This is a genomic window from Streptosporangium sp. NPDC004631, assembly GCF_053601935.1.
This window is the reverse complement of record NZ_JBSGCR010000004.1, coordinates 79,702-103,592: the sequence shown is the minus strand read 5'-3', so window position 1 is coordinate 103,592 and position 23,891 is coordinate 79,702. Positions and strand designations below refer to the sequence as shown.

Sequence of the window (23,891 nt, the reverse complement as noted above, 5' to 3'; positions counted from 1 at the left end):
GACCGCGTCACCACCGGGAAGTCCGCTCAGGCCGCGCCCGGTGAGGGCTCCGAGGACGTTCTTTTCCGGCGGTGTCACTGCACCGGGCCGGGCCATGGTGAGCCGGGTGCGGGGGGCCGGGCTCACCACTGTCGGCGTTCACCTCGGAGCGGATGCGGGGCTGGTGTTCGGTCGATCCGGCATCGGTGACGTCGATGTGGAGCGTTCCATCATGGGCGGCGACCGAGACCGTCACCCGTCCGCCGGGACGGCCGGAGTGGGAGTGGCGTACCGCGTTGGTGACGAGCTCGGTGACGAGGAGAAGAGCGTCGTCGTTGTGGACCTGTACGAGCTTGACATTGACAAGCGTGCCGCCCTGCACGCGCTGGCCAGAACGGCGCGTACGAGAGGATGGTGGGACGCCTACGCGGACTCTCTGCCGGGTGACTATGCGACCTACATCCAGCTTGAAGCGGAAGCGGCTTTCATCCGCAGCTTTGACGGCACGCTCGTACATGGCCTCCTTCAAACCGAAGGCTATGCTCGCGAGGTCATCCGCTCAGCTTTGATGGGACTGTCCTCGCCGGCGGAGGTCGAGCGACGGGTCGAAGTTCGTATGACTCGTCAGAAACTTTTGCTCCGTGAGGACAGCCCACTTCGGTTCTGGACGGTGATCGACGAAGCTGTCCTCACGCGCAGGATCGGTTCAGGGGCAGTTATGCGCGAGCAGTACGACAGACTCCTCGGACTCGCCGACAGAGACAACGTCACCATCCAGGTGCTGCCGTTCACCGCAGGAGTCCATCCCGCAACCGCTGGAACGTTCGCTGTTATGGAGTTCCGCGAACCTTACGATCCTGACGTGGTGTACATCGAAAGCATGACGAGTAGCCTGTATGTGGAGAAAGACGAAGAGATGTACTGGTACACCCTTGCTTTCGATCACTTGCGGGCAGCGGCACTTGACATCGAGGGGTCGAAAGCGTTGATCGCGGAGATGATCGAACGATCTCCTGAAGCGGTTCGCCCTTAAGAGAAAAATAGAGGCTGAAGTGGACGTGTCCCGCATCGTGTGGCGTAAAAGCAGCCTTAGCGGTAACGGCTCGAACTGTGTAGAGGTCGGCGTTTGGCGGAAGAGCTCCCTCAGTGGAAACGGCCCAGACTGTGTCGAGGTTGCGGCCCTCGGTAATGCTCCGGCCGAGGCCGGGGCGGACGTCGATCGGCTCTTCCTGGTGCGTGACTCCAAGGACCCCGACGGCCCCATGTTGTCCTTCGGTCCGTCCGAATGGGATGGCTTTCTCCGGGCGGTCAGAAGCGGTGGCCTCGACGACCTGACCGCGCGCCGCGAGGTGTGAGGCGGCGCGGCGGAAGCCGTACGCCGCCGATGATCCGTCCACCGTGCCGGCCGGGACGTCCGCCTCCTGGCCGGGCCGTGGATCTCCATGTCGGTGAGGATGGAGGAACCTTCGCCGGGACGGAGCTTCTCTTCGAGGGGGGCTACGAGCGCCCTGGCCGTCTGGCGGAGCCGTCGGATGCCGATACATCGGGCAGGTCTGTTGGACATTATTGGATCTACGGTACGTCGGCCGGCTCTGGAGGAATTGGTGAGAGGTTCTGTGCGGCGTGGCGTCCTGGTCTGCGCGGCGGCGCTGCTGGCGGTGTCCGGTTGCGGGAACAGCGGCCCAACGGTGGCCGAGGCGGGGGAGACTCTTAAGGTACACATCACCGAGCTGATGAAGGAGCGTCACGCTTTGGACGTCCGAATCACCGATTCCGGTGGGCGTGACGTTCCCTGCGGTGAGGGCAGAGCCAAGCGGACCTTCGCAGCCGCCGGCAGAGATGCCGCACCGCAGACCGAGGGGGACATGCTCAATGACCTTTTACTGGGTGCACTCTCTCGGGTCGCTCCCTACCGAATCGTTGAAGACCGTGGCAATGCTCCTATCAGGCTCGCCAATGATGAACACAAGACCGTGATCATCCTGGAGTCGCCGGGCAGCGGACAATACGGGGTCCGGGGCGAAACTGAGTGCCTCCCGATCTCGTGAGCTAGCTGTCGAAGGCCAGGCCGCGTTCCCGCCCTCGTTTGTTGCGACTTTCGAACGAATCCGCGAACCGGTTGGACAGCACTCCTAATGACAGCTCGTCATCGTCGCCCATGCCGTTGGCGGTCATCCACCTCTCGAAGCTCTCCAATCCCTTGTTGCCCTGTTTGATCAGGTCGGAGAATGGTCTGAGGTTGCCGTGCCCGTCGGTAACGGCCACGCCGGGTGGGCAGGCGGCCTGCCATTCGGCGGGTGTCACCTTCGGTGTGAAGCCGTTGGCCATGAGGAGCTGGGCGTAGGTGTGCTGGCGGCCGAGGGTTTCGAGGGCGTCCTGTTTGTTGACCCGGTCCATCCGGGTTTCGTCCTCTGAGCCGAAGGCGCCTTCGGCGGAGAGGGTGGTGCTCAGCGCCAGCCAGGCGAAGCCCGCGGGCATGGTCGGCGCCAGGAATGTGCTCGCCAGCCCGATACCGCTGTCGCGGATGAAGGTCACGGTCTTGTCCCGCTGTTCGTCGATCATGTCGAGGTTGCCCTGAACCTTCTCGACGGCGGCCAGCTCGAAACCGCGCACGTTGCCCAGGGCAGTGAACACCTGGTCCAGGTGTTTGGTGTCCCCGGTTCGCCGGGTTGCCGCCGAGGCGTCGGCGATCAGCTTCTGGGAGAACCGTCCCATCCCCTCGTCGAACGGGGCAAGGCTTGCGGCTGAGTCGGCGAAGGTTCTCAGGAAGCGGTAGGTGTCCTTCGGGCTCAGGGTGAAAGCCGACCTGGTGCCGAAGGCGGAGGTCGAGGGCTTGAGCGCGCTGGGTTCGGTCATGTTCGCGTCGCCGATGTTCGCGCCCTCGGTGATCTCGGTGGCGTACGCGCCCGCGATCTCCGCCAGGTGGGGCCGGATCTCCTGGAAAAGGCGTAAATCGTCGAATGTCGTCATCACGGTGAAGGCGAACGCGGCCGACTCCGGGCTGTGCCCGCCGTCCTTCTCGTCGTAGGCGCCGGAGGCGGCGGCGAGCATCCGCCCGAAGGCATCCTTCCGGTCACCGCCACTCAGGTACTTGCCGCCGGCGTAGTCGTAGAGTCCCTTCAGGAGGGTTCTCAGCTTCGCCTGGTCCTTGGTGTACGGCCCGGCCAGGGCCGCGATCGTCTTCCGCGCGGCAGCCGGGTTGTTGCCCAAGGCGTAGAGAATGCCCGGGCCGATGTGCTTCGGGTGGGCCAGCTCCTGTTTCGCCATGTCGGTGAGCCAGTCGGTGGGGAACCTTCCCGCGCACAGCAGCATTCCGGCTTTGGAGCCCGATTGCCGCACCGCGTCCTTGACCTTGGCGAAGCCGGGGACGTGCGCGCCCGCTGTGACCGCGGTGCCGAACGCCTGGCTTACGATCCGAAGGACGTCCTCTTCGGGGTTGATCGGGGCGGCGGGCGCGGTGGGAGCGCCGAAGCGCAGGTCTTCGCGCAGTCGTGCGGGAAGTTTCAGGGTCTCCTCCAGGCCCAGGGCGGCGAAGAAGGCGGCGGTGTAGTCGGCGTCGTTTCTGTTGGCGGTCAGTTCCTTGAAGACCTGTGTGTACTCCTTCGACATGTCTCCCGTGGTGAAGAAGCCGTCCGGTTCGGTCGCCAGGAGGCGTTCGCCCAGTTCCGTGCCTCGTTTCCGCGCCTCGGCGGGGGAGAGGAATTTCTTCTCGTCGTAGGTGACCAGCCCCGCCCCGGGCATCCAGGGCGCTGATTTGTCGCCTATCTGGATGGTCTCGTTGCGTTTGCGGAGATCCGGAAGTGTGCTGTCGATCCAGCCCTCGATTTCCTTGAGAGGGCGCAGTCCCACCGCGGACACCTCTGCCGCCGCGAGTAGCCGCCGGATCCGTTCGGACTGTTCGCCGATCACGTCGCGGCCGTGTTCCAGGGCGGTGATGAAGCCCCGCATCAGGTCGGGGTCGATCCCGGTGAAGTCCGGCGACAGTGGCCCCGTTCCCGATGGCATGCGATTCACCGTTCCTTTTGCCTTATTTCATTTATTTCACGCTAACCGTGCTATGCGCGGGTTAAGTGGTGAATAGTACAGCTTTAGCGGCTTTAACGGACTGCCTCCGCGCCGGCGTTCTCCGTGAAACCCGTCACCGCGTACATGCCGTCAGCCGGTGTTTTAAACAGGGTTACCGTGGTCGGGGCCGGTGAAACTCTCCATGCGGTACTTCCGGAACTTCCCGCACCGGTCGGCACTGGAGACCGTCTGAGCGCGCTCGCGCGCCGTACGGAGAGCACGGGGCCGCGTACGGCGCGCGAGCCGTACACGTCCCCCGGATTCCTCTGCCCCTGACGTGTTCTTTCGATGGCTGTCAGGATCCGGTCACGCAGGATCTTCCTCTATGGTGAACAACTCCGGAAATTCGGGCATCTATCCAGGCAGGAGGCCCATGATGAAGCGTGCTCACGCCGCCCTTGCCGTTGTCGTTGCCCTTGCCCCTCTCGCCCTGCTGACCGGCTGCGGTGGGACCACCGCGCCGTCCGCGACCTCTCCAGCGCCGGTTCCCACGGTCACCGTCACCGCCACGGTCACGCCGAGCCTCCCGGCCCCCACCCCCTCCGGGGCGACGGACCCGAAACCCCCGACGAGCACCAAGGAGGTCGAGGTCAGCAGGCCGGGAGGCACCCCGGCGATCGTCACCGGGGTGAGGTTCGCCAAGCACGGGGGGTTCGACCGCGTGGTGATCGACCTCAGGGGAGAACTGCCCGGATACACCGTGCGCTGGACGCGCGGACTCGTCCAGGACGGCTCGGGTGAACCGATCGCCGTCAAGGGCGGGGCCTACCTTCAGGTGTCGCTGAGCATGGCCCAGGCCCACACCGAGTCCGGCTCCCCGACCTGGGTGGGCGGACCCGTCTTCCCGGCCAGGCTGGGCAACCTGCGGAACGTGGTCAGGACCGGCGACTTCGAGGGTGTGGTCGGTGTGGGCATCGTCCTCGACCACAGGGCGGGCTTCCGGGTGCTGGAGCAGCGGGACCCGAACCGGCTGGTCGTCGACGTCGCCCACTGACGCCCGCGCGGTGGCAAGCAGTGGCAAACTGGCCTGATGGTACGCAAAATCGACAGTGCGACGCGGATCCCGGTCCCGGGCGGCAAGACGATCGACGAGTACGTCGGCCGGGTCAACAGCGGTGACGGCCAGATCTCGATCGCGCACATGACGGCTCCGGCGGGCTGGGAGGAGCCGGCCCAGACACCGGGGTTCACCGAGTACACCCTGGTGCTGAAGGGCGCGGTCGTCGTCGAGCACGAGGGGGGCACGACCGAGGTCAACGCCGGGCAGGCGTTCGTCAGCGAGCCGGGGGAGAAGATCCGTTACAGCTGTGGCCCCGACGGCGCCGAGTACGTCGCCGTCTGCCTGCCGGCCTTCTCACCCGGCACCGCCAACCGCGAGGGATAGCCGGGCGACGTCTCCGCCCGCGTCGGCTCACCAACGTCACGGGCCGTTCCGTCGTCGCTCAGGGCCCGGCTATTTCAGACGCAGGACGAGCTTGCCCCGAGCGTGTCGAGTCTGGACCTTCGCCAGGGCCGCCTGAGCCTCTTCGAACGGATACACCCGTTCGATCTCCACTCGCTTCTTGTTCCGGGCGATCTCCATCATCAGCTGCGTCAGTTCGCCTCGGACGTCGGTGTCGTGCGGGACCATTTCCACGCGCACGTTGCGCTCCGGAGCCACGACGTCCCCGGAGATGGTGATGAGTTTCCCGCCGTCTCTCACGACGCTCAGGCTGTCCGCCGAGGTATGGGGCTGAACCGCTATCGCTGCGTCGACCCCGCCGGGCATCCACTGCCGGATCTGTTCGGGCCAGGTTGGGTCGTGGTAGTCGACAACCGCCTCGGCCCCGAGCGAGAGCATGTGGTCGTGATTGCGTTCGGAGGCCGAGGCGCCGACCCGCCATCCCCGTGTCCGGGCGACCTGGATGGCCAAGGTGCCGATCGCCCCCGAACCTCCCGCGATGAACAATGAACCGCCGGCGGGTACCGCCTCCAGGGCTTTCACCGCCCGCAAGACGGTATTACCCGCGACGGGGACAGCCGCCGCCTCGACGAAGTCCAGGTCGGCGGGGATCGGCACGATGAGGGAGCCGGCCTTGACCGCGGCGTACTCCGCCCACGTTCCGCCCTTCGGCTGCATCGAACTGACGAAGGCGACGCGGTCACCTGGCCGGTGATCGGAGACGTCGCTGCCGATCTGCTCGACGACACCGGCCGCCTCGATCCCGATGGGAAACGGGTACTTCGCGTCACCCGGCAGGAAGTAGGAGTCGTGAATGCCGACGCCGACGGCCTTGACGCGCACAAGCAGCTCGTCGTCGTCGATCCGCGGGACTGCCACCTCTGCCGGTTCGATACCGTTGACGCCGGATTCCACCTTGACGAACGCTCTCATATTTCGGACATGCTCCCTGCTCTGTTGCTTGCCATTCGCTGATGGGCGAACTCGCGTCGACCGTGGCCGGGGCTCGCCGTCGACGGCTGGAGCGCCGGTCCCACAGTCCGCCACGTCATGGGCCAGTGACGGCCTCGCACCACTGGCATGAGATTAGAACCAGTTTCCACTATCACATTATGTCGTACGAGCCGGCGCGAATCGACGGCTGACCCGCCATCGAAGCCATGCGACGGCGGGTACTCACCTGGATGACCGGCGTCATCGTCCTGTGCGGTCCGCGTCCGGCGCCGCGCGTTGAGAAGCGGCCGGGTAGCCGGTCACGAGGCGGCCGGGGCTCCTCCCGAGCTGTGACGGGGTCCTCGACCCTAGGATGTTGACATCCTCCCCTCGCGTGCGAGGGGGTTCCCGCGATCATCCGTGAGGGTTTCCGCCTCACCGCCGAACGTCCACCAGAGAACCGCCCGCCAGAGAGAGGACTCTCGATGAGTCAGTCACCCACCCTGGAGGAGATCCGCCAGGCTCCGAAGGTGCTGCTCCACGACCACCTCGACGGCGGCCTGCGGCCCGGGACCATCGTCGAGCTGGCCCGCGAGTCGGGATACGACAGGCTGCCCACGACCGACGCGGACGCCCTGCGCGCCTGGTTCCAGGAGTCCGCCGACTCCGGCTCGCTGGAGCGCTACCTTGAGACCTTCGCCCACACGGTCGGCGTCATGCAGACGCGCGACTCGCTGGTCCGGGTCGCCGCCGAGTGCGCCCAGGACCTGGCGGACGACGGCGTGGTCTACGCCGAGGTGCGTTACGCCCCCGAGCAGCACACCTCGGCGGGACTGAGCCTCGAAGAGGTCATCGAGGCCGTGCTTGAGGGGTTCAGGGCGGGTTCCGAGGGCCGCGGCATCCGGGTGGGCACGCTGCTCACCGCGATGCGCCACCAGGCCAGGTCCATGGAGATCGCCGAGTTGGCGGTCCGCTACCGCGACGTCGGCGTGGCGGGCTTCGACATCGCCGGCGCCGAGGCGGGCTACCCGCCCACCCGCCACCTCGACGCCTTCGAGTACCTCCAGCGGGAGAACGCCCACTTCACCATCCACGCCGGGGAGGCCTTCGGCCTGCCGTCGATCTGGCAGGCGATCCAGTGGTGTGGCGCCGACCGGCTCGGCCACGGCGTCCGGATCATCGACGACATCACGGTGCAGGGCGACGGTGAGGCCAAGCTCGGCCGCCTGGCGGCCTATGTCCGCGACAAGCGCATCCCGCTGGAGATGTGCCCGACCTCCAACCTGCAGACGGGGGCCGCCTCCTCCATCGCCGAGCACCCGATCGGCCTGCTGCGCCGTCTCAACTTCCGGGTCACCGTCAACACCGACAACCGGCTGATGAGCGGCACCACCGTCTCCGAGGAGTTCGCCAAACTGTCGGAGGCGTTCGGCTACGGCTGGGAAGACCTGCAGTGGTTCACCATCAACGCCATGAAGTCGGCGTTCCTGCCGTTCGACGAGCGCCTGGCGCTCATCAACGGCGTCATCAAGCCCGGATTCGCGCGGCTCAAGTGGCAGGCGTGAGCGGGTTCACCCGAGCGGAGTAACGAGTTGAAACAGGTGTTCCGGTCGAAGGCCGCGCTGCTCCTCGGCTGGATCTGGATGGTGTTCGCCGCGCTCAACACGGTGGATCTGATCCTCCGCTACAGGGGGTCGGCCTCGGCGACCGCCGCCGTCGTGCTGGCCGTGCTGACCGTGCTGGTCTTCGTCACCTGCCTGCGCCCGGCGATCATCATCACCGAGGACGGCGTGCTGGTCCGCAACCCGCTCAGGAACACCTTCGTGCCGTGGTCGCAGGTGGAGGAGGTCACGGTCTCCCATTCGATCAAGATCACGGCGGGAGGCCGGAGCGTCCGCTGCTGGACACCGCAGGCCTCGGGCCGGGAGCGGGCGACGGCGGCACGCCGGACACGTCCGGTGAGCGCCAGGGGCCGCCACCAGACCGAGCCGGTCCGTCCGAAGGGCGAGCAGGCCGCCGCCGAGGCGCTGGCCGGCAAGACCCACGCCGACTGGGTGGGCGAGCAGATCACCGAGCGCGCCGAGGCCGCCAGACGGACGGCCGCCGCCCACGAGCCCACCGCGCCGGAGACCGGTGAACCCGAGCGGGTGAAGGTCACCTGGGCCCCCGCCGCCCTGGCCGCCCTGCTGGCCGCGCTCATCCTGGTGGTGCTCCTCCTCGTCACCGTCTGAGGGGCGCGGGGCCGACGCGGCGGGAGAGGCTACGCCCGGCGCGCCGGGATGGGGTACAGGCCCAGGGACGGGAGGGGGTCAGGCCAGAGGGGCGGGACGGGTCACAGGCCCAGGGCGGCGGAGAGGTCGGCCTTCAGGGCGTCAAGGGCCCTTACGGCCTGCTCCCTGGCCGCCGGCACCTCGCCGGTGACCGGGACGACGACCTCCAGGTAGCACTTGAGCTTGGGCTCGGTCCCCGAGGGGCGGACGACCACGCGGGCACCGTCCGACAGGCGGTAACGCAGCCCGTCGGTGGGGGGAAGGTCCGCTGAGCCCTCACTCAGGTCGTCGGCCGACTCGACCTTGCGACCGCCGAGCTCCACCGGCGGGGCGGCACGGAGACGGGCCATCGCGCCCGTGATCAGTGACACGTCGTCCACCCTGACCGAGAGCTGGGAGGTGGCGTGCAGGCCGTACCGGCGGGCCTGGTCGTCGAGCAGGTCGAGCAGGGTACGGCCGTCCAGCCTGGCCTGGGCGGCCAGCCCGGCCACGGTCAGCGCGGCGCCGATGCCGTCCTTGTCGTGGACCGGCAGCCCGGCCTCGGACCCGACGCTGTATCCCAGGGCCTCCTCGTACCCGAAGACCAGTCCCTCCCCGGCCTTCATGATCCACTTGAAGCCGGTGAGGGTCTCCGCGTGGCGCACGCCGTACTCGGAGGCGATCGCGCCGAGGAGCGACGAGGAGACGATGGTGGTGGCCACCAGCCGTCCGTCGCCGGAGGTCCGCCGGATCACGTGCTCGCCGAGGAGGGCGCCCACCTCGTCGCCGGTCAGCATCCGGTAGTCCCCGCCGGGTGTCGGCACCCCCACCGCGCAGCGGTCGGCGTCGGGGTCGTTGGCCAGCACGAGGTCCGCGCCGACGCGCCGGGCGAGCTCAAGGGCGAGGTCCATCGCGCCGGGTTCCTCAGGGTTGGGGAAGGCGACGGTGGGAAAGTCGGGGTCCGGGGCAGCCTGGGCCTCGACGGTCGCCGGGGCGTCGAATCCGGCCGCCAGGAAGGCCCGGGTCAACGTGGCTCCGCCCACGCCGTGCAGCGGGGTGTAGGCCACCCGCAGCTCACGGGCGTCGCCGAGCGGGAGCGCCGTCACCGCCGTCAGGTAGGCGGCCACGAGATCGTCCCCCAGCTCGGCCCAGCCCGAGCCGAGGGGCAGTTCGGAGACCGGGCCGACGGCGTCGATGGCGGCGGATATCTCCGCGTCGATCGGCGGCACGATCTGGGAGCCGTCGCCCCAGTAGACCTTGTAGCCGTTGTCCCGGGGAGGGTTGTGGCTGGCGGTGACGGTCACCCCCGCGTCGGCGCCCAGACGCCGTACGGCGAAGGCCAGCACCGGGGTGGGCAGCGGCGAGGGAAGCACGGACGCGCGCAGACCGGCACCGGTGAGCACGGCCGCGGTGTCCCGGGCGAAGACGTCGGACTTGTGCCGGGCGTCGTAACCGATGACGACATGCCTGCCCGGCCCCAGCACCTCGGCCAGTCCGGCGGCGGCGCGCATGACGGTGACCCGGTTCATCCGGTTGGGACCGGCGCCCAGCTCGCCCCGGAGACCGGCGGTGCCGAACTCAAGCTTGCCGCCGAACCGCTCGCGCAGCGCGTCGTCGTCGCCGTTCTCCAGGAGTGCCGCCAGCTCGGCCCGGGTCTCCGGGTCGGGGTCCTGAGCCAGCCAGGACAGTGCGAGCCGTACAAGATCGCTGCTCATCGTCATCCTCCCGCTCCAGGCGGATCTCGCTTCAGGCGGGAGAACCGCCCACTCACCTCCCGGCCGTCTGCTCCACTCCCGGGGCAGGATGACCGGCTTCATCCCGGGTGTCTCCGCTGAAGCCCGGGCCGCCCGCTTCCGGACGGAGGGTCGCCTGACGTTCCGCGTTCCGGCGGACGGGCCGACGGCCGCCTCCGTGACCTGCCGGGTTACAGTTTGCCGACGACCTTGGCGAGCAGCCCGCCCATGCGCGAGGCGGTGGCGCCGCCGACCGCCAGCACCTCCTCGTGGTTGAGCGGCTCGCCCACCAGTCCGGCGCCCGGATTGGTGACCAGGGAGAGGCCGAGCACGTCGGCACCGCCCTCGCGGGCCGCGATGGCCTCCAGCACCGTGGACATGCCGACCATGTCGCCGCCGAGCGCCCGGCACATGCGGACCTCCGCGGGCGTCTCGTAGGTCGGGCCGCGGAAGGCCACGTAGACCCCCTCGGTCATCGACGGTTCCACCTCGCGGACCAGGTCGCGCAGGCGCGGAGTGTAGACGTCGGTGAGGTCGACGAAGGTGGCGCCGGTGATCGGGCAGGCGCCGGTCAGGTTGATGTGGTCACTGATCAGCACCGCCTCGCCGACCCGCTGGGTCTCCGGACGCAGCCCACCGGCGGCGTTGGTCAGCACGATCGTGCCCGCCCCCGCTCTGATCGCGGTCCGCACGCCGTGCACGACCGCCTCCGGGCCCCGGCCCTCGTAGAGGTGGGTGCGGCCGAGGAAGATGAGCGCGGTCTTGCCCGACTCGGCGCGCACCGCGCGGATCCTGCCCGCGTGGCCGGCCACGGCGGGGGGCGCGAAACCGGGCAGGTCGGTCACCGGGATCTCGGCGATCGTCTCGCCGATCGCGTCGGCGGCCGGTACCCAGCCCGAACCCATCACCAGCGCGACGTCGAAGGAGGCGACCCCGACGGCGTCCTTCAGCGCGGTCGCGGCGTCCGTGGCGAGTGCATACGGGTCATTGGTCACCTCACCGAGCGTACTCGCCATTTCCCGTCGGATCCTGTCGGGGAGCTTCCAGACCGATCACGACATTTCCCCACCGCAGGTGGTTTGGAACGGGACGGTGCGGGCCGGCGGGTGTGGGTGAGCGGGCCGTATGCCGGTCAGCCTCCTGACGTGCAGGGGCGGCTGCGCAGGTCCTTGACGTAGTCGTCCGGCGCGCCGGCCTTCTCGGCGGCCTCGGCCAGGATGCCCAGGTAGCGTGCGGAGGGCAGGCCGCCCTCGTAGCCGTCGAGCACGTAGAACCAGGCCACGACCTCGCCGTCCAGGGTCTGCACCCGGAGTTTGACCTTGTGGTACAGCCCCCGCGTCGCGCCCTCCCATTGGTCGAGAGTGGTCTCGTCCCATTCGGGCACGTCGTAGAGCACGACGAACACCTGCTCGCCGGAGTCTTCGACGATGGAGGCGAGAGCGCCCTCCCAGCCGAGATCGTTCCCGCCGAACGTCAGGCGCCAGCCCTGAAGCCAGCCCGACCCCCGCATGGGAGAATGAGGGGCCCTCTGGGCCATCTGCTTTGGGTCCATGTTGCTGCCGTAGGCGGCGTAGACAGGCACGGCATCCAACATAATCCAAGATCGGCCGGACGCTCACTCCGCCTCGGTGTCGTGTTGATTTCCGCTGGAAGCATGCGGCTTTCGTGCTTTTCCGGGGGACCCAGAGGCGGTTGGTCCCTAGATGCGGGAGAATGGTGCATGTGACAAGGATCGTGATCATCGGTGGCGGGCCCGGCGGCTATGAAGCGGCGCTGGTGGCCGCGCAGCTCGGGGCAGAGGTGACCGTGGTCGAACAGGACGGCCCCGGAGGGGCCTGCGTCCTCACCGACTGCGTGCCGTCGAAAACTCTGATCGCCACCTCGGTGCGTAAACAGGCGCTTCTCGACGCCACCATGCTCGGCGTGCACTACACCGGCGGCCCCGACGGTGAGGTCGGCGGCGTCATCGCCGACATGCCGCTGGTCAACACGCGCGTCAAGAAGCTGGCCCAGGCGCAGTCCGCCGACATCGCCGCCCGGCTGGCCGCAGAGGGCGTGGAGGTGATCCGGGCCGCCGGAAGGCTGGTCGACCCGCAGGTCGTCAGGGCCGGAAACCGGACCGTCCACGCCGACGTCGTGATCGTGGCGACGGGCGCGACCCCGCGCATCCTGCCCACCGCCGAGCCGGACGGCGAGCGCATCCTCACCTGGCGTCAGATGTACAACCTGGAGGAGCTGCCCGAGCACCTCGTCGTGGTCGGCTCCGGCGTCACCGGCGCCGAGTTCGCCGGCGCCTACCGCTCGCTGGGCTCCGAGGTCACCCTCGTCTCCTCGCGCGCCCTGATGATGCCCAACGAGGACGCCGACGCCGCCGAGGTCCTGGAGGAGGTCTACCGGCGCCGGGGAATGCACGTCATGGGCCGCTCCCGGGCCGAGTCCGTCAAGCGCACCGCCGACGGTGTGGTCGTCACCCTGGAGGACGGCAGGACCGCCGAGGGCACCCACTGCCTGATGACGGTCGGCATGGTCCCCAACACCTCCGGGATCGGCCTGGAGGAGGCCGGGGTCGTCCTCGACCGGGGTGGTTTCATCCAGGTGGACAAGGTCTCCCGCACCTCCGCGCCCGGCGTGTACGCGGCCGGTGACTGCACCGGCGTGCTGATGCTCGCCTCGGTCGCCGCCATGCAGGGCAGGATCGCGGTCTGGCACGCGCTCGGCGAGGCCGTACAGCCGCTCCGCCTGGCGACCGTGGCCTCCAACATCTTCACCGACCCGGAGATCGCCGCCGTGGGCGTCACGCAGAAGGCGATCGAGGCCGGTGAGGTCGAGGCGAACGTCGTCAAGCTGCCGCTGGCCACCAACGCCCGCGCCAAGATGCAGGGCTTCAACGACGGCTTCGTGAAGCTGTTCTGCCGTCCGAACACCGGCATCATCCTCGGCGGCGTGGTGGTCGCACCGAGCTCGTCCGAGCTGATCCTGGCCGTCTCGGTGGCCGTCCAGCAGCGGCTCACCGTGGACCAGCTCGCCCACACCTTCGCCGTCTACCCCTCGATGTCCGGCTCCATCACCGAGGCGGCCCGCCGTCTGATGCAGCCCATGACCCCCAGCGGTATCTGACCCGGAGTCGTTCGACGTGATCGGAGCGGCGTGATGCGTGTCGACGTCAACGGCACAGGTCTCCACGTGCAGGTCAGCGGGGAGGGGCCCGCCGTGCTGCTCGTGCACGGCTACCCCGACACCCACGCCTGCTGGCGGCACCAGGTGGCCGCGCTGAACGCCGCCGGATACCGTACGATCGCCCCCGACCTGCGCGGGGTCGGCGCCTCGGACAAGCCGGTCGGGCTGGAGAACTACGAGCTGGACCGGTACGTCGGCGACCTCCTCGCCGTTCTCGGCCATCTCGGGATCGACCGGGCGCATCTGGTGGGCCACGACTGGGGGTCGGCGCTCGTGCAGATCCTCGCCATGACGGCACCGGAGCGGGTGGCCGGCCTCACCTGCCTGTCGGTGGGGCACCCCGCCGCACTGGCCGCCGCGGGCCTGCCGCAGCGGGAGAAGTCCTGGTACATGCTGCTGTTCCAGTTCGCCGGCATCGCCGAGCGGTGGCTCAGCCAGAACGACTTCCGCAACCTCCGCGAGATGCTGGCCGAGCACCCCGACCCCGGCGAGGTCGTCGAGCGCATGCGCGACCCCCAGGCGCTCACCGCCGCCCTGGCGATCTACCGTACCGGCGTCAGGCCCGAGACCCTCATCGCCCCGCCCCTCGATCTGCCGCCCATCCAGGCCCCAACCCTGGGGGTGTGGAGCACCCGCGACCGCTTCCTCACCGAGGAGTCGATGACCGGTACGGCCGCGCACGTCACCGGGCCCTGGCGCTACGAGCGCCTCGAAGACGTCGGCCACTGGATGCAGCTGGAGGCCCCCGGCCGGGTCAACGCCCTCCTCCTCGCCCACCTGGCCGACTCCGGCCGCTGAGCCCTCGACCCCCTGGCGGGGATCGCCGGGGGAAGAGGCCGGAGTCCGGTCCGCCGACTCGTAAGTACGGCGTGTGGGCCTCAGGAGGCGGCTCAAGGTCACGCCCGGCTGTGTTCGGCCAACGCCGGCATGGCAGGCTGGCGGCGTGGCATCACACGAAGACCTTGGTCATGACGGGTGGCCGGCTCGTAGCCGTGAACTGTTTCTCACCGATCTGTGGAGTCTGCTGGTCGACGAGGACGCCCGCGTCGACGGTCACCCGTCGTGGATCGAGTCCTGGTTCCGCGGCACCCCGTCCGACGGCGTCCCGGACCATCCGACGGCTGCCGCGCTGCACCGGATGCTGGCCTCCGGCGCCGACGTGGACGATCTGACCGACGTGGTGCGGACCATGCAGTACGAGATCATCTACAACGTCTGCCAGTTGCTCGACGATCCGGCGCTGCTGGGCATTCGGGCCGGCCGGGACCCCGAACAGGCGGAGCCCGGCTGGGAGCTGGTCGCCGTGCGCACCGCGCCGCCGCCGGACCGCCGTCCCCTGGGGGAGCTGCACTCCTCGCTCGCCGAGCACGACCCCAGCGGCCGGGGCGGCGAACCGCGCGGCCGACCCGTCCCCGCCCTGTTGCCCGGCCGGCCTCCGTACGCCGGACTCGCGGTCGCTCAGGCCCGCGCCGGTGATCGCCTCGCCGCCATCAGGACATGGCGCAGGGCGACAGGAGCCACCCCCGCCGAGGCGAAGGCGGCCCTCGACTCCCTGCTGGACCACGTCCAGGATTGACCGCGGTACGGAGCCCGCACGGCGGAATGATCAAGCGTGCGGGTTCCTCCGGCCCGAGGTGGGGCCGGTCGAGTGGATCGCCGTGATGGGCCTGCCGGTGTCCTGCCTCCACGGACGCGGGGACCGCCGGCGCGTCTCCGTCACGGGGGTCGATCCGTGGTTCGGCGCCGGTGGGTCGGTCGTCAGAGGGCCGTCTGGCAGCGGGTTCTCAGGGCCTCGTTGAGGCGGACGACCTGCTTCTCGTATTTGTCGATCATCGGTGCGGCGAGGGGCACCAGCCGTCCCACGAGGGTCTCCCGCTGGATCACGGTGGTGCCCTTCCCGCCGGGGGTGAGGACGAACTCGTGGATCGCCTCGAAGATCGAGGGGCCGATCAGCCGTCCGCGCCAGCGGAGCAGGCGGCCTCTGTCGGCTGCGAGGACGAGGGTTTTGAAGGTCATCGCGATGCCCCCGAAGGGCATCCGGAGGGCCAGGGGGCTGCCGGCGGTCAGGGTGCCGGAACCGCCGGTGAACATGGGGTTCCACTCGGCGTATCGGGAGAAGTCGGTGAGGGTGTCCCAGACGTGGTCGGGGGAAGCCGCGATGTCGATGGTGGCGGTGATCTCGCGCATCGGTTCCTCATCTCAGGCGGTATGCATGATCACTTTAAGTAGCGATTTCCGGTTTGACCAGAGGTGCCGGGAAAGGCCCTGAAAGGTGATGGAAGCGAGGGCCGTCCATCTCGACCTCTACGCCGGGGACGCCGGGCGTTCCCCGCGGCGGGTGTGAGGTCGCACCGCCGAGGGTGTCTCACCGATGAGATGATCTTGTGCGGAGACGGCCCAGGGCGTTTCTGCCGTCCTGTACGGCGCGTCCCACGAAGTGCAGCTCCTCCTCCCGCCTGGCCACGGCCAGGGCGTTCTTGGCCGCCTCGTAGGCGTCGATCGCGTGCCGCCAGTCGCCGTCGGCGGTCATGCCGCCGCGTCCGCTGACCTGGAACTCGTAGTCGAGCTGGTCGATCTCCTCGCCCAGCCGGGTGATGTCCTCCTCGGCTCCGCGCCGCATGAGCGCGAACCGGGTGTTGCGCCTGGTCCGTCGCTGGGCGCTGACTCCCCAGATCACCACGGTGACCGCCAGCCCCACGGCGCTGAGCACGACCATGACGAGCCCGACGGACAGGCCTCCCGGGGAGGTGGTGGACGGCCGTTCGGCCGGGGAGGTGCGGGTGAGGGTGTCGGTGACGACGGGCGGGGTGGTCGGCAGTCCGGTGATGCCCGTCGGGGTGCCCCTGGCGCCGGTCAGGTCCGCGTCGTCGGCCTGGACGAAGGAGGCGCCCTCGACCAGCGCGCCGGTGAAGTCCGCGCCGTCCAGCTCGGCCTGGGTGAACACGGCCTCTCTCAGGTCGGCGTCCTTGAACGTCGCGTGGCCCAGGTTCGACTGCCCCATCTTGGCCTCGTGGAGCTTGGCCCGGGTGAAGTCGGCCTTGCGCGCCTTGAGCTGGCCGGGGCTGCTCTCGTTGAGGTCGGCGTCGATCAGCTTGGCGTTGGTGAAGTTGACCTGGGTCAGCTCGGCCCGGGTCAGCTTGGCCCCGGTCAGGTCGGCGTGCGGGAACTCGGCCTGCCCGGCCTCGGCGTCGACCAGGATCGCGCCGCGCAGATCGGCGTGGTCGGCGTGCATCTGGCCGAGGTCGGCCTCGCTGAGATCGGCGCCGCGCAGGTCGGCGTATTTCAGCGTGGCCTGGGTCAGGTTGGCCTGCCGGAGGTCGGCGCCGCGCAGGATCGCTCCCGTCAGGTCCTTCTGGAGAAGCTCCACGCCCCTCAGCCTCGCCTTGGTCAGGTCGGCGCAGCGCAGGCTGTAGGGGAGCTGCGCGCCCCTGGTGAAGTCCTTGCCGCGCAGGTTGGCGCCCTGGCCGGGCCTGCACGGCCCCGCCGCGGCCTGGGCGGGGGAGATCATGGTCCCCGACAGCGCGAAGATCGCTGCGACGAGTGTCAAGGGGATGGAACGACGCACGGAAGCCTCCTCTAGAGCAGTCCCGATGGTGCCAGCGGACCGTTGCATTCCGCTAGACGGCCGCTTGCACCTTCAGAACAGGCTCTCCACGACCTCCGGCCGAACCGTTCCCCGCCCCGGCGGCACGCGGTGGAGGCCACGGAAAGCGATCAAGTGAGGGGCTGGCTGACAGCGGTTTGTTGCGAAGATATGACGGTGTTGTGTCTGTTGACGTACTTATTGGCCTTATGTTACATATGGCATGAATCTGATTCGGCTCGCCATCATGCTCCGCGGAGTGGCGGGCGGGTCCTCGGAACCCGGAACGTCCTGCGAAAATCTTCCCGGCGTAGAGGAGGTGGGGGCTCACGGACCCCCAGGATGAATCAGACAAAAAGTATCATTCGGATATCCTTCCCCCTCTTTCCTGGCGCTTGTCCTGTTGCTACATTCCGCAACAAGAATTCATTTCGGTTTTGGGGGGATGTGATGACCGCTCTCTCTGAGTTCGGCCAGGCCGCGTCCGCGCGGCGAGAGCTCCCGCCGTCGATGGTCGAGCGGATGACGCTGATCATCGACGCGTTCGACGGCCGTTTCACCCAGCTCACGCTGGAGGACGTGGCTCGGTGCACTCACCTGCCACGCTCGACGGCGCATCGCATCCTCGACCAACTCGTACGACTGAACTGGCTGGAGCACTCGTCCTTCGGCTACAGCCTGGGCAAGCGGGCGCTCGGAATCGGCGGGGGTGACGGCAGCCACGGCGAGATCCGGGAAGCCGCCGCGCCGCTCCTGCACGACCTGCAGATGAGAACCAGGATGGTCGTCCACCTGGCGGTCCTGGACGGCTCGGAGGTCTTCTACCTGGACAAGGCCGGAGGGCGGTTCGCCCTGTCCGTGCCCTCCCGCGTCGGCGGCCGCGCCCCGGCGCACTCCACCGCGCTGGGCAAGGCGATCCTCGCCTGGCTGGAGCCCGAGCGGGTCGAGGAACTCGTCGGAGGCAAGGTCAGCCGGCTCACCAGCCGCACCATCGGCGACATCGGCACCCTGCACCAGGAACTGCACCGCGTCCGGCAGCGCCAGGGGCTGGCCTTCGAACGGGGCGAGAACGTCCCCAGCATCTCGTGTGCCGCCGCGGCGATCCGAGGCCACGAGGGCCCGGTGGCGAGCATCTCTCTCGTCGGCGACACCCGCACGCCGCTGGAGAACGTCGCCCCGCTGGTGGTCGACGCGGCACGTCAGGCCTCACTCGCCCTCTTCCCCGACCTGGACAGCCAGCGGGGGCGATCCCGTCAAGCCGTCCGGGTGCCGGACCGCAACTGGTCGACGGAGACCATGGACCGACTGCTCACCATGGGCGGGAACGACGGCTGGCTGTGATCCGCACGGCCCGTCGTCATCCCCGAGCCCGATCCCAGTCCCACTGATCCGCCCAGCCCCACAGACCGGGAGCGAACAGCGCCTGTTCGGCGTCCGTCTCATGGTCGATGCCGAACCGCCCGCGGAAGAACACCATGGGACGCCGCCCGGGGCCCTGCTCCACCTCCAGTACCCGGCCGATCACCACATCGTGATCCCCGGCGACGTGCACGTCGGCGACCTCGGCGTGGACGCGCAGGAGCACGTCGCGCAGCGCCGGAGTGCCCCACGGGGACAGCTCCCAGTCGAGCCCGTCGTACTTTCCGCCCTTGCTGGAGCCGAACCGGCCGCAGAGGTCGGACTGCCCCTCGCCCAGCACGTTCACGCTGAACCTCCCGGACTTCCTGATCCTCGGCCAGGTGCGGCTGTTGTGGTCGGCGCAGAAAAGGATCAGCGGCGGTTCGAGGGACACCGACGAGAACGCCTGGCACGCGAATCCCACCGGCTCGCCGCCGTCGACGCCGGTGATGACCGTCACGCCGCTCGCGAACATGCTCATCGCCCGCCGCATTTCCGCGGGATCGGGCGGAGCCACACCGGTGGAGTCCGGAGTGAGTGAGGGTTCGGCTGTCATGCGGTTCACCTCGGGTAACGTCGGGCGCCGCCCCGTCGGCGGCCTCGGGTAACGAAGTTACGGACCTCCGGCGGGCCTCACCGGGGCCGGATCCCGCTGAGTGGAAGGGGCACGGGGCGTGGCCCGGTGTCCCGGCCGATCCCGGGCGGGGGTGGGCCGGGTCTCACTCATCGGGAGGAACGACCCGCTCGCCGGCCCCGGCGGGCTACCTTCCCCGGAGCCGATACTCCGCGATGAATGGGACGGATGAATGCCTACCGAGCTGACCTACGAGTCGACGGCGCGGGAACTAGCGACTGACCAGGGTGTGCTGCGCTACCACGAGGCAGGCGAGGGCCCGCCACTGCTGCTCCTGCACGGTTCGGGGCCAGGAGTCACCGGCTGGCGGAACTTCCGGGGCAACCTCGCGGTCCTGGCGGAGCGCTTCCGCTGCCTGATCCTGGAGTTCCCCGGTTTCGGGGTGAGCGACTCCACCGGCGAGCATCCCATGGTGGGGGCGCAGGCCGCGGTGATCCGCTTCCTCGACGGGCTCGGGCTCCAGCAGGCCGACGTGATCGGCAACTCCATGGGCGGAGCCGTCGGCGCCCAGGTGGCGATGGCCCATCCCGACCGGGTGCGCCGGTTGGTCACCATCGGCGGCATCGGCAAGAACCTGTTCAGCCCGGGTCCCGGTGAGGGCATCAAGCTGCTCATGGATTTCACCGAGGAGCCCACCCGGGAGCGGCTCGTGCAGTGGCTGGACTCCATGGTCTACGACCGGTCCCTGGTCACCGAGGAGCTGATCGAGGAGCGCTGGGCGCTGGCCACCGAACCGGCCACCCTGGCAGGCGCCCGCCAGATGTACGGCAAGGCGGCGTTCGCCGCCCGCGCCGCGGCCGCGGCGGCCTCGGACGTCCCGCCGTACTGGGCGATGCTGCACAAGATCAAGGCCAGGACACTGATCACCTGGGGCCGCGACGACCGGGTCAGCCCGGTCGACATGGCGATCCTGCCGATGCGGACCATCCCCGACGTCGAGGTGCACATCTTCTCCGACTGCGGCCACTGGGTGATGATCGAGCAGAGAGCCGCCTGGGAGAGCGTCGTGCTGGCCTTCCTCAGCAGGAAGGACGAGCGGTGAGCGGGTGGGACCACGAGTTCGACCTGGTCGTCGTGGGCAGCGGCGGCGGAGGCATGACGGCGGCGCTGACCGCGCACGACAGAGGCCTGTCCGCGGTGGTGGTCGAGAAGGGCGCGGTGTTCGGTGGCAGCACCGGGATTTCCGGCGGCGGCGTCTGGATCCCCAACAACCCCACCCTTCGGGCCGAGGGGCACGACGACAGCCGCGAGTCCATCCGCCGCTACCTCGATCTGCTGACCGAGCGCCGGGTCCCCGGGGCCCGGCTGGACGCGTTCGTGGACAACGGCCCGGCCGCGATGGAACTGCTCGGCGGGAGCAGGTGGATCCGGTTCTCCTGGACCAGGGGTTACGCCGACTACCACCCCGAGCTCGAAGGCGGCAGGCCGCTGGGCCGGTCGATCGAGCCGATCCCGTTCGACACCCGCGCGCTCGGCGAGGACGAGAGGTACCTGCGCCCCAACGGTATGAAGGGGCCGCTGGGCCTCTGGGTCACCAGCAAGGACTACCACGACCTGGCCATGGTCAAGCGCACCTGGAGCGGCCGCCGGGCGTCGATCGTCGCCGCCTGGCGGGTCTCGTCGAACCTGTTCCGCCGCCGCCACATGTCCACCGGCGGGCGCGCGCTCGTCGCCCGGCTGCGGATGGCGCTGAAGGACGCGCGGATTCCGCTGTGGCTGCGGACGCCGATGACCGAACTCGTCACCGACGAAAGCGGCGCCGTCACCGGCGTCGTCGCCCGGCGTGACGGGGAGACCGTCCGGATCCGCGGCAGGTACGGGGTGCTGCTGGCCACCGGCGGTTTCGACCACAACCAGGAGATGCGCGACACGTACCTGCCCGATGGCGGCCGAACCGACTTCGGCATGGGCGCCACGGAGAACACCGGCGACGGCATCCTGGCGGGCGAGAGGCTCGGCGCGGCCCTCGACCTGATGGACGACGCCTGGTGGATGCCGGCCGTACGGCACCCGGCGGGGGCGACCATCCCGCTGGTGTCCGAGCGGTGCATCCCGCCGTCGGTCATCGTGTCGCAGCAGGGGCGGCGATTCACCAACGAGTCCGCCCCGTACGTCAACTTCGTGCACGACCAGCTGGCCGGCGGGCACGTGCCCGTGTGGTTCGTGATGGACGCCAAGGCCCGGGCGCGGTACCCGTTCGCGCAGATCCTTCCCGGGATGCCGATACCGGAGGCGTTCTACGAGCGGGGCGTGGCGTTCCGCGCCGACACGCTCGCCGAGCTGGCGGTAAAGGTCGGCATTCCCGCCGACGCGCTGGCCGAGACCGTCGAGCGCTTCAACCGGTTCGCCAGGGCCGGCAAGGACGAGGACTTCGGCCGGGGCGACAGCGCCTACGACCGCTACTACGGTGACCCCACGCTGAGGAATCCGAACCTCGACGTGATCGACAAGGCGCCGTACTACGCCTTCCGCGTCGAGGCCGGCGACCTCGGCACCAAGGGCGGGCTGGTCTGCGACGAGCACAGCCGGGTGCTGCGCCCCGACGACTCGGTGATCGAAGGGCTGTACGCCACCGGGAACGCCTCCGCGTCGGTCATGGGCAACGAGTACGCGGGTCCCGGCGCCACGATCGGCCCCTCGATCGTCTTCGGATACATCGCCGCCCGGCACGCGGCGGGGCGATCCCACCCGGCCGTTTCCTCGATCGGAGAGGAGTGGGGGGCATGACCCGGCCGGGACCGCTGAGGGCGCGGGTCGTCGAGGTCATCCGGGAGACCTCCGACGCGCACTCGCTGGTGCTGGAGCCCGCAGACGGAGACCACACCCGGTTCGGCTACCGGCCGGGCCAGTTCCTCACCATCCGGGTGCCCACCACCCGCCCGGAGGGCGCGGCGCGCTGCTACTCCCTGAGCAGCTCACCGGTGTGCGACGAGAAGCTCAAGGTGACGGTGAAGCGCACCCGGGGCGGCTATGGGTCGAACTGGATCTGCGACGACGTCACCGAGGGGGACGTGCTGGAGGTGCTGCGGCCGGCGGGCACGTTCGTCCCCGCCTCGCTCGACGAGGACCTGCTGCTGCTCGCCGGCGGCAGTGGCATCACCCCGGTCATGTCGATCCTCAAATCGTGCCTGCGCGGAGGCACGGGCGCCGTCTTCCTCCTGTACGCCAACCGCGACGAGAACTCGGTGATCTTCCGCGACGAACTGGTCGCGCTGACCGCCGAGTACGGCGAGCGGCTGACCGTCGTCCACTGGCTGGAGTCGGTGCAGGGCCTGCCCAGCGCGACCGGCGTGGCCGCGCTGACCCGGTCCTGCGCCGACCGGGAGGCGTTCGTCTGCGGCCCCGGCCCGTTCATGGATCTCGCGGTGAGGGTCCTCGCCGACCTGGGTGTCCCGGGGCGGCGGGTCAACGTCGAACGTTTCGAGTCGCTGGACACCGACCCCTTCGCCGGGTCCGGCGTCGTGATCGACTCCTCGGGGCCCGGCAGTACGGTCCAGGTCGAACTGGACGGCGAGACGAGGACGTTGACCTGGCCGAAGGGCAACAAGCTCCTCGACGTGCTCCTGGCGGCGGGCATGGAGGCGCCGTACTCGTGCCGTGAGGGGGCCTGCAGCGCCTGCGCCTGCGTGATGCTGGAGGGCGAGGTCGCGCTGGAGCGCAACACGGTCCTCGACGAGCGGGACCTCGCCGACGGGCTGATCCTTTCCTGCCAGGCGACCCCGCTCAGCGAGCACCTCAGGATCACCTACGACGGGTGAACCCCGTCCGGGCCCAGAACCCTTTCGCCGAGGGGGAGCCGTCACGGAGACCTCGCGTCGCCGTCGGCCATCCCCATCCATCAACCGCCCGCACCGCCCGAGCGCGACGCGGGACACGAATTCGGGAGGACCGAATGCTGGAGGTAACGCGACGAGAGTCCGCGTCCGAACGGCTGTGGGAGGCCGAGCGGGATCGGGCGCCGATCGAACCGCTGACCGACGCGTACCCGGGCATCGGCGTGGTGGACGCCTACGAGATCCAGCTCATCAACATCCGCCGCCGTCTCGCCGCCGGGGCCCGGGTGTACGGACACAAGGTGGGACTCTCCTCCGCGGTGATGCAGCGGATGATGGGCGTGGACGAGCCCGACTACGGTCATCTGCTCGACACGATGGTGCTGTCGCAGAACGCGCCGATCCGGGCCGACCGGTACTGCCACCCCCGGATCGAGGTGGAGATCGGGTACGTGCTCGGGGCGAGTCTTCCCGGCGAGGGGTGCACCGAGGAGGACGTGCTCGCCGCCACCGAGTACGTCGTGCCGAGCATCGAACTGATCGACAGCCGCATCAGGGACTGGCGGATCCGCCTGGCCGACACCATCGCGGACAACGCGTCCTCGGCCGGCGTGATCCTGGGCGACGCCCGGATGAGCCCGGCGGACCTGAAGGCCGCGGGCATGGACGTCGCCGACATCGAGGCCGTGCTCCACTCCGGTGACGCCGAGATCGCCAGGGGCAACACCAGCGCGGTGCTGGGGAACCCGACCACCGCCGTGGCCTGGCTGGCCAGGAAGGTGGCCTCCTTCGGAGTGAAGCTTGAGGCCGGGCACGTCATCCTCCCAGGCTCCTGCACCAGGGCGATCGACGCGCGCCCCGGCGACATCTTCCGGGCCGAGTTCTCCGGGCTCGGCTCCGTGACCGCTCGATTCGAATGAGGGTGA

The 23,891-nt window shown here is 69.3% G+C and carries 23 protein-coding genes and 1 pseudogene; 15 read left to right on the top strand and 9 right to left on the bottom strand.

The genetic code is table 11. The features are described 5' to 3' along the window. Positions 1-7: 7 nt before the first annotated feature. Positions 8-253 (bottom strand): annotated as a pseudogene (locus ACWEF2_RS05350) (hypothetical protein); the annotation flags it as partial. On the opposite strand from ACWEF2_RS05350, the gene ACWEF2_RS05345 reads away from it, so the two are divergent. The 3 genes from ACWEF2_RS05345 (at position 164) to ACWEF2_RS05335 (ending at position 2,027) form a co-directional block, all read left to right on the top strand. Beyond that, the gene (locus ACWEF2_RS05345) at positions 164-1,012 is read left to right on the top strand and encodes a DUF5753 domain-containing protein (protein WP_453812431.1); all 849 of its coding nucleotides are present in this window, start codon (positions 164-166) and stop codon (positions 1,010-1,012) included. The pseudogene ACWEF2_RS05350 and the gene ACWEF2_RS05345 sit on opposite strands and share 90 nt — an antisense overlap. A 19-nt stretch (positions 1,013-1,031) precedes the next feature. Then, positions 1,032-1,334 carry a DUF397 domain-containing protein gene (locus tag ACWEF2_RS05340; RefSeq protein WP_453812136.1) on the top strand — a complete coding sequence of 101 codons (303 nt, stop codon included), beginning with the start codon at positions 1,032-1,034 and terminating at the stop codon, positions 1,332-1,334. Between the two features lie 261 nt (positions 1,335-1,595). Then, a complete protein-coding gene (locus ACWEF2_RS05335) occupies positions 1,596-2,027 on the top strand; it encodes a hypothetical protein (RefSeq protein ID WP_453812134.1) in 432 nt (143 codons plus the stop codon). Position 2,028: 1 nt separating this feature from the next. On the opposite strand, the gene ACWEF2_RS05330 is transcribed toward ACWEF2_RS05335, so the two are convergent. Further along, the gene (locus ACWEF2_RS05330; protein ID WP_453812132.1) at positions 2,029-3,984 is read right to left on the bottom strand and encodes a hypothetical protein; all 1,956 of its coding nucleotides are present in this window, start codon (positions 3,982-3,984) and stop codon (positions 2,029-2,031) included. A 433-nt stretch (positions 3,985-4,417) separates the two neighbouring features. Between ACWEF2_RS05330 and ACWEF2_RS05325 the strand changes: the two genes are divergently transcribed. Together ACWEF2_RS05325 and ACWEF2_RS05320 are read left to right on the top strand one after the other, a co-directional pair. After that, a complete protein-coding gene (locus tag ACWEF2_RS05325) occupies positions 4,418-5,038 on the top strand; it encodes an AMIN-like domain-containing (lipo)protein (protein ID WP_453812130.1) in 621 nt (206 codons plus the stop codon). A gap of 36 nt (positions 5,039-5,074) precedes the next feature. Then, positions 5,075-5,428 carry a cupin domain-containing protein gene (locus ACWEF2_RS05320; RefSeq protein ID WP_453812128.1) on the top strand — a complete coding sequence of 118 codons (354 nt, stop codon included), beginning with the start codon at positions 5,075-5,077 and terminating at the stop codon, positions 5,426-5,428. A gap of 69 nt (positions 5,429-5,497) precedes the next feature. Here the strand turns inward: ACWEF2_RS05320 and ACWEF2_RS05315 are convergent, their stop codons facing one another. Further along, entirely contained in the window at positions 5,498-6,400 is a 903-nt protein-coding gene (locus ACWEF2_RS05315) for an NADP-dependent oxidoreductase (RefSeq protein WP_453812126.1), read from the bottom strand. 503 nt (positions 6,401-6,903) lie between these two features. Here ACWEF2_RS05315 and ACWEF2_RS05310 point away from each other — a divergent pair. Both ACWEF2_RS05310 and ACWEF2_RS05305 read left to right on the top strand, forming a co-directional pair. Further along, complete coding sequence (locus ACWEF2_RS05310) at positions 6,904-7,983, top strand: adenosine deaminase (protein WP_453812124.1); 1,080 nt, start codon at positions 6,904-6,906, stop codon at positions 7,981-7,983. Positions 7,984-8,019: 36 nt separating this feature from the next. After that, complete coding sequence (locus ACWEF2_RS05305) at positions 8,020-8,649, top strand: PH domain-containing protein (RefSeq protein ID WP_453812122.1); 630 nt, start codon at positions 8,020-8,022, stop codon at positions 8,647-8,649. 101 nt (positions 8,650-8,750) lie between these two features. On the opposite strand, the gene ACWEF2_RS05300 is transcribed toward ACWEF2_RS05305, so the two are convergent. The 3 genes from ACWEF2_RS05300 to ACWEF2_RS05290 all read right to left on the bottom strand — a co-directional run bounded on the left by ACWEF2_RS05300 (position 8,751) and on the right by ACWEF2_RS05290 (position 11,982). Continuing rightward, the gene (locus tag ACWEF2_RS05300) at positions 8,751-10,382 is read right to left on the bottom strand and encodes a phospho-sugar mutase (protein WP_453812120.1); all 1,632 of its coding nucleotides are present in this window, start codon (positions 10,380-10,382) and stop codon (positions 8,751-8,753) included. A 209-nt stretch (positions 10,383-10,591) separates the two neighbouring features. Further along, positions 10,592-11,395, bottom strand: coding sequence for a purine-nucleoside phosphorylase (locus ACWEF2_RS05295; protein ID WP_453812429.1), 804 nt, complete (start codon positions 11,393-11,395; stop codon positions 10,592-10,594). 137 nt (positions 11,396-11,532) lie between these two features. Continuing rightward, on the bottom strand, positions 11,533-11,982 hold the full coding sequence (locus tag ACWEF2_RS05290; RefSeq protein ID WP_355591670.1) for a gamma-glutamylcyclotransferase: 450 nt from the start codon (positions 11,980-11,982) through the stop codon (positions 11,533-11,535). Positions 11,983-12,122: 140 nt separating this feature from the next. Between ACWEF2_RS05290 and ACWEF2_RS05285 the strand changes: the two genes are divergently transcribed. From ACWEF2_RS05285 to ACWEF2_RS05275, 3 genes are all read left to right on the top strand, one after another. After that, a complete protein-coding gene (locus ACWEF2_RS05285; protein WP_453812118.1) occupies positions 12,123-13,517 on the top strand; it encodes an NAD(P)H-quinone dehydrogenase in 1,395 nt (464 codons plus the stop codon). Between the two features lie 33 nt (positions 13,518-13,550). After that, positions 13,551-14,375, top strand: a complete 825-nt coding sequence (locus ACWEF2_RS05280) for an alpha/beta fold hydrolase (protein WP_453812116.1) — start codon at positions 13,551-13,553, stop codon at positions 14,373-14,375. A 145-nt stretch (positions 14,376-14,520) separates the two neighbouring features. Beyond that, complete coding sequence (locus ACWEF2_RS05275; protein ID WP_453812114.1) at positions 14,521-15,153, top strand: hypothetical protein; 633 nt, start codon at positions 14,521-14,523, stop codon at positions 15,151-15,153. Between the two features lie 182 nt (positions 15,154-15,335). Here the strand turns inward: ACWEF2_RS05275 and ACWEF2_RS05270 are convergent, their stop codons facing one another. Continuing rightward, complete coding sequence (locus ACWEF2_RS05270; RefSeq protein WP_453812112.1) at positions 15,336-15,764, bottom strand: SRPBCC family protein; 429 nt, start codon at positions 15,762-15,764, stop codon at positions 15,336-15,338. 178 nt (positions 15,765-15,942) lie between these two features. After that, positions 15,943-17,142 (bottom strand): pentapeptide repeat-containing protein, encoded by a 1,200-nt coding sequence (locus ACWEF2_RS05265; protein ID WP_453812110.1) that lies wholly within the window; start codon positions 17,140-17,142, stop codon positions 15,943-15,945. 468 nt (positions 17,143-17,610) lie between these two features. Here ACWEF2_RS05265 and ACWEF2_RS05260 point away from each other — a divergent pair, with 468 nt between their 5' ends. Further along, the gene (locus ACWEF2_RS05260; RefSeq protein WP_453812108.1) at positions 17,611-18,501 is read left to right on the top strand and encodes an IclR family transcriptional regulator; all 891 of its coding nucleotides are present in this window, start codon (positions 17,611-17,613) and stop codon (positions 18,499-18,501) included. Between the two features lie 16 nt (positions 18,502-18,517). Here ACWEF2_RS05260 and ACWEF2_RS05255 read toward each other — a convergent pair whose 3' ends face one another. After that, positions 18,518-19,114, bottom strand: a complete 597-nt coding sequence (locus ACWEF2_RS05255) for a flavin reductase family protein (RefSeq protein ID WP_453812106.1) — start codon at positions 19,112-19,114, stop codon at positions 18,518-18,520. 250 nt (positions 19,115-19,364) lie between these two features. Here ACWEF2_RS05255 and ACWEF2_RS05250 point away from each other — a divergent pair, with 250 nt between their 5' ends. From ACWEF2_RS05250 to ACWEF2_RS05235, 4 genes are all read left to right on the top strand, one after another. Beyond that, complete coding sequence (locus tag ACWEF2_RS05250; RefSeq protein ID WP_453812104.1) at positions 19,365-20,234, top strand: alpha/beta fold hydrolase; 870 nt, start codon at positions 19,365-19,367, stop codon at positions 20,232-20,234. Then, the gene (locus ACWEF2_RS05245; RefSeq protein WP_453812102.1) at positions 20,231-21,919 is read left to right on the top strand and encodes an FAD-binding protein; all 1,689 of its coding nucleotides are present in this window, start codon (positions 20,231-20,233) and stop codon (positions 21,917-21,919) included. Before ACWEF2_RS05250 ends, ACWEF2_RS05245 begins: the two co-directional genes overlap by 4 nt. Further along, the gene (locus ACWEF2_RS05240) at positions 21,916-22,950 is read left to right on the top strand and encodes a 2Fe-2S iron-sulfur cluster-binding protein (RefSeq protein WP_453812101.1); all 1,035 of its coding nucleotides are present in this window, start codon (positions 21,916-21,918) and stop codon (positions 22,948-22,950) included. The genes ACWEF2_RS05245 and ACWEF2_RS05240 overlap by 4 nt, the downstream gene beginning before the upstream one ends. 134 nt (positions 22,951-23,084) lie before the next feature. Next, a complete protein-coding gene (locus ACWEF2_RS05235; RefSeq protein WP_453812099.1) occupies positions 23,085-23,885 on the top strand; it encodes a 2-keto-4-pentenoate hydratase in 801 nt (266 codons plus the stop codon). Positions 23,886-23,891 lie beyond the last annotated feature (6 nt).

What these genes read in the sequence shown, in the direction of transcription:
- ACWEF2_RS05330 (WP_453812132.1), bottom strand. Translation starts at nt 3,984, where the DNA reads ATGCCATCGGGAACGGGGCCACTGTCGCCGGACTTCACCGGGATCGAC.
- ACWEF2_RS05325 (WP_453812130.1), top strand. Translation starts at nt 4,418, where the DNA reads ATGATGAAGCGTGCTCACGCCGCCCTTGCCGTTGTCGTTGCCCTTGCC.
- ACWEF2_RS05320 (WP_453812128.1), top strand. Translation starts at nt 5,075, where the DNA reads ATGGTACGCAAAATCGACAGTGCGACGCGGATCCCGGTCCCGGGCGGC.
- ACWEF2_RS05310 (WP_453812124.1), top strand. Translation starts at nt 6,904, where the DNA reads ATGAGTCAGTCACCCACCCTGGAGGAGATCCGCCAGGCTCCGAAGGTG.
- ACWEF2_RS05300 (WP_453812120.1), bottom strand. Translation starts at nt 10,382, where the DNA reads ATGAGCAGCGATCTTGTACGGCTCGCACTGTCCTGGCTGGCTCAGGAC.
- ACWEF2_RS05280 (WP_453812116.1), top strand. Translation starts at nt 13,551, where the DNA reads ATGCGTGTCGACGTCAACGGCACAGGTCTCCACGTGCAGGTCAGCGGG.
- ACWEF2_RS05270 (WP_453812112.1), bottom strand. Translation starts at nt 15,764, where the DNA reads ATGCGCGAGATCACCGCCACCATCGACATCGCGGCTTCCCCCGACCAC.
- ACWEF2_RS05260 (WP_453812108.1), top strand. Translation starts at nt 17,611, where the DNA reads ATGACCGCTCTCTCTGAGTTCGGCCAGGCCGCGTCCGCGCGGCGAGAG.
- ACWEF2_RS05255 (WP_453812106.1), bottom strand. Translation starts at nt 19,114, where the DNA reads ATGACAGCCGAACCCTCACTCACTCCGGACTCCACCGGTGTGGCTCCG.
- ACWEF2_RS05250 (WP_453812104.1), top strand. Translation starts at nt 19,365, where the DNA reads ATGCCTACCGAGCTGACCTACGAGTCGACGGCGCGGGAACTAGCGACT.
- ACWEF2_RS05240 (WP_453812101.1), top strand. Translation starts at nt 21,916, where the DNA reads ATGACCCGGCCGGGACCGCTGAGGGCGCGGGTCGTCGAGGTCATCCGG.
- ACWEF2_RS05235 (WP_453812099.1), top strand. Translation starts at nt 23,085, where the DNA reads ATGCTGGAGGTAACGCGACGAGAGTCCGCGTCCGAACGGCTGTGGGAG.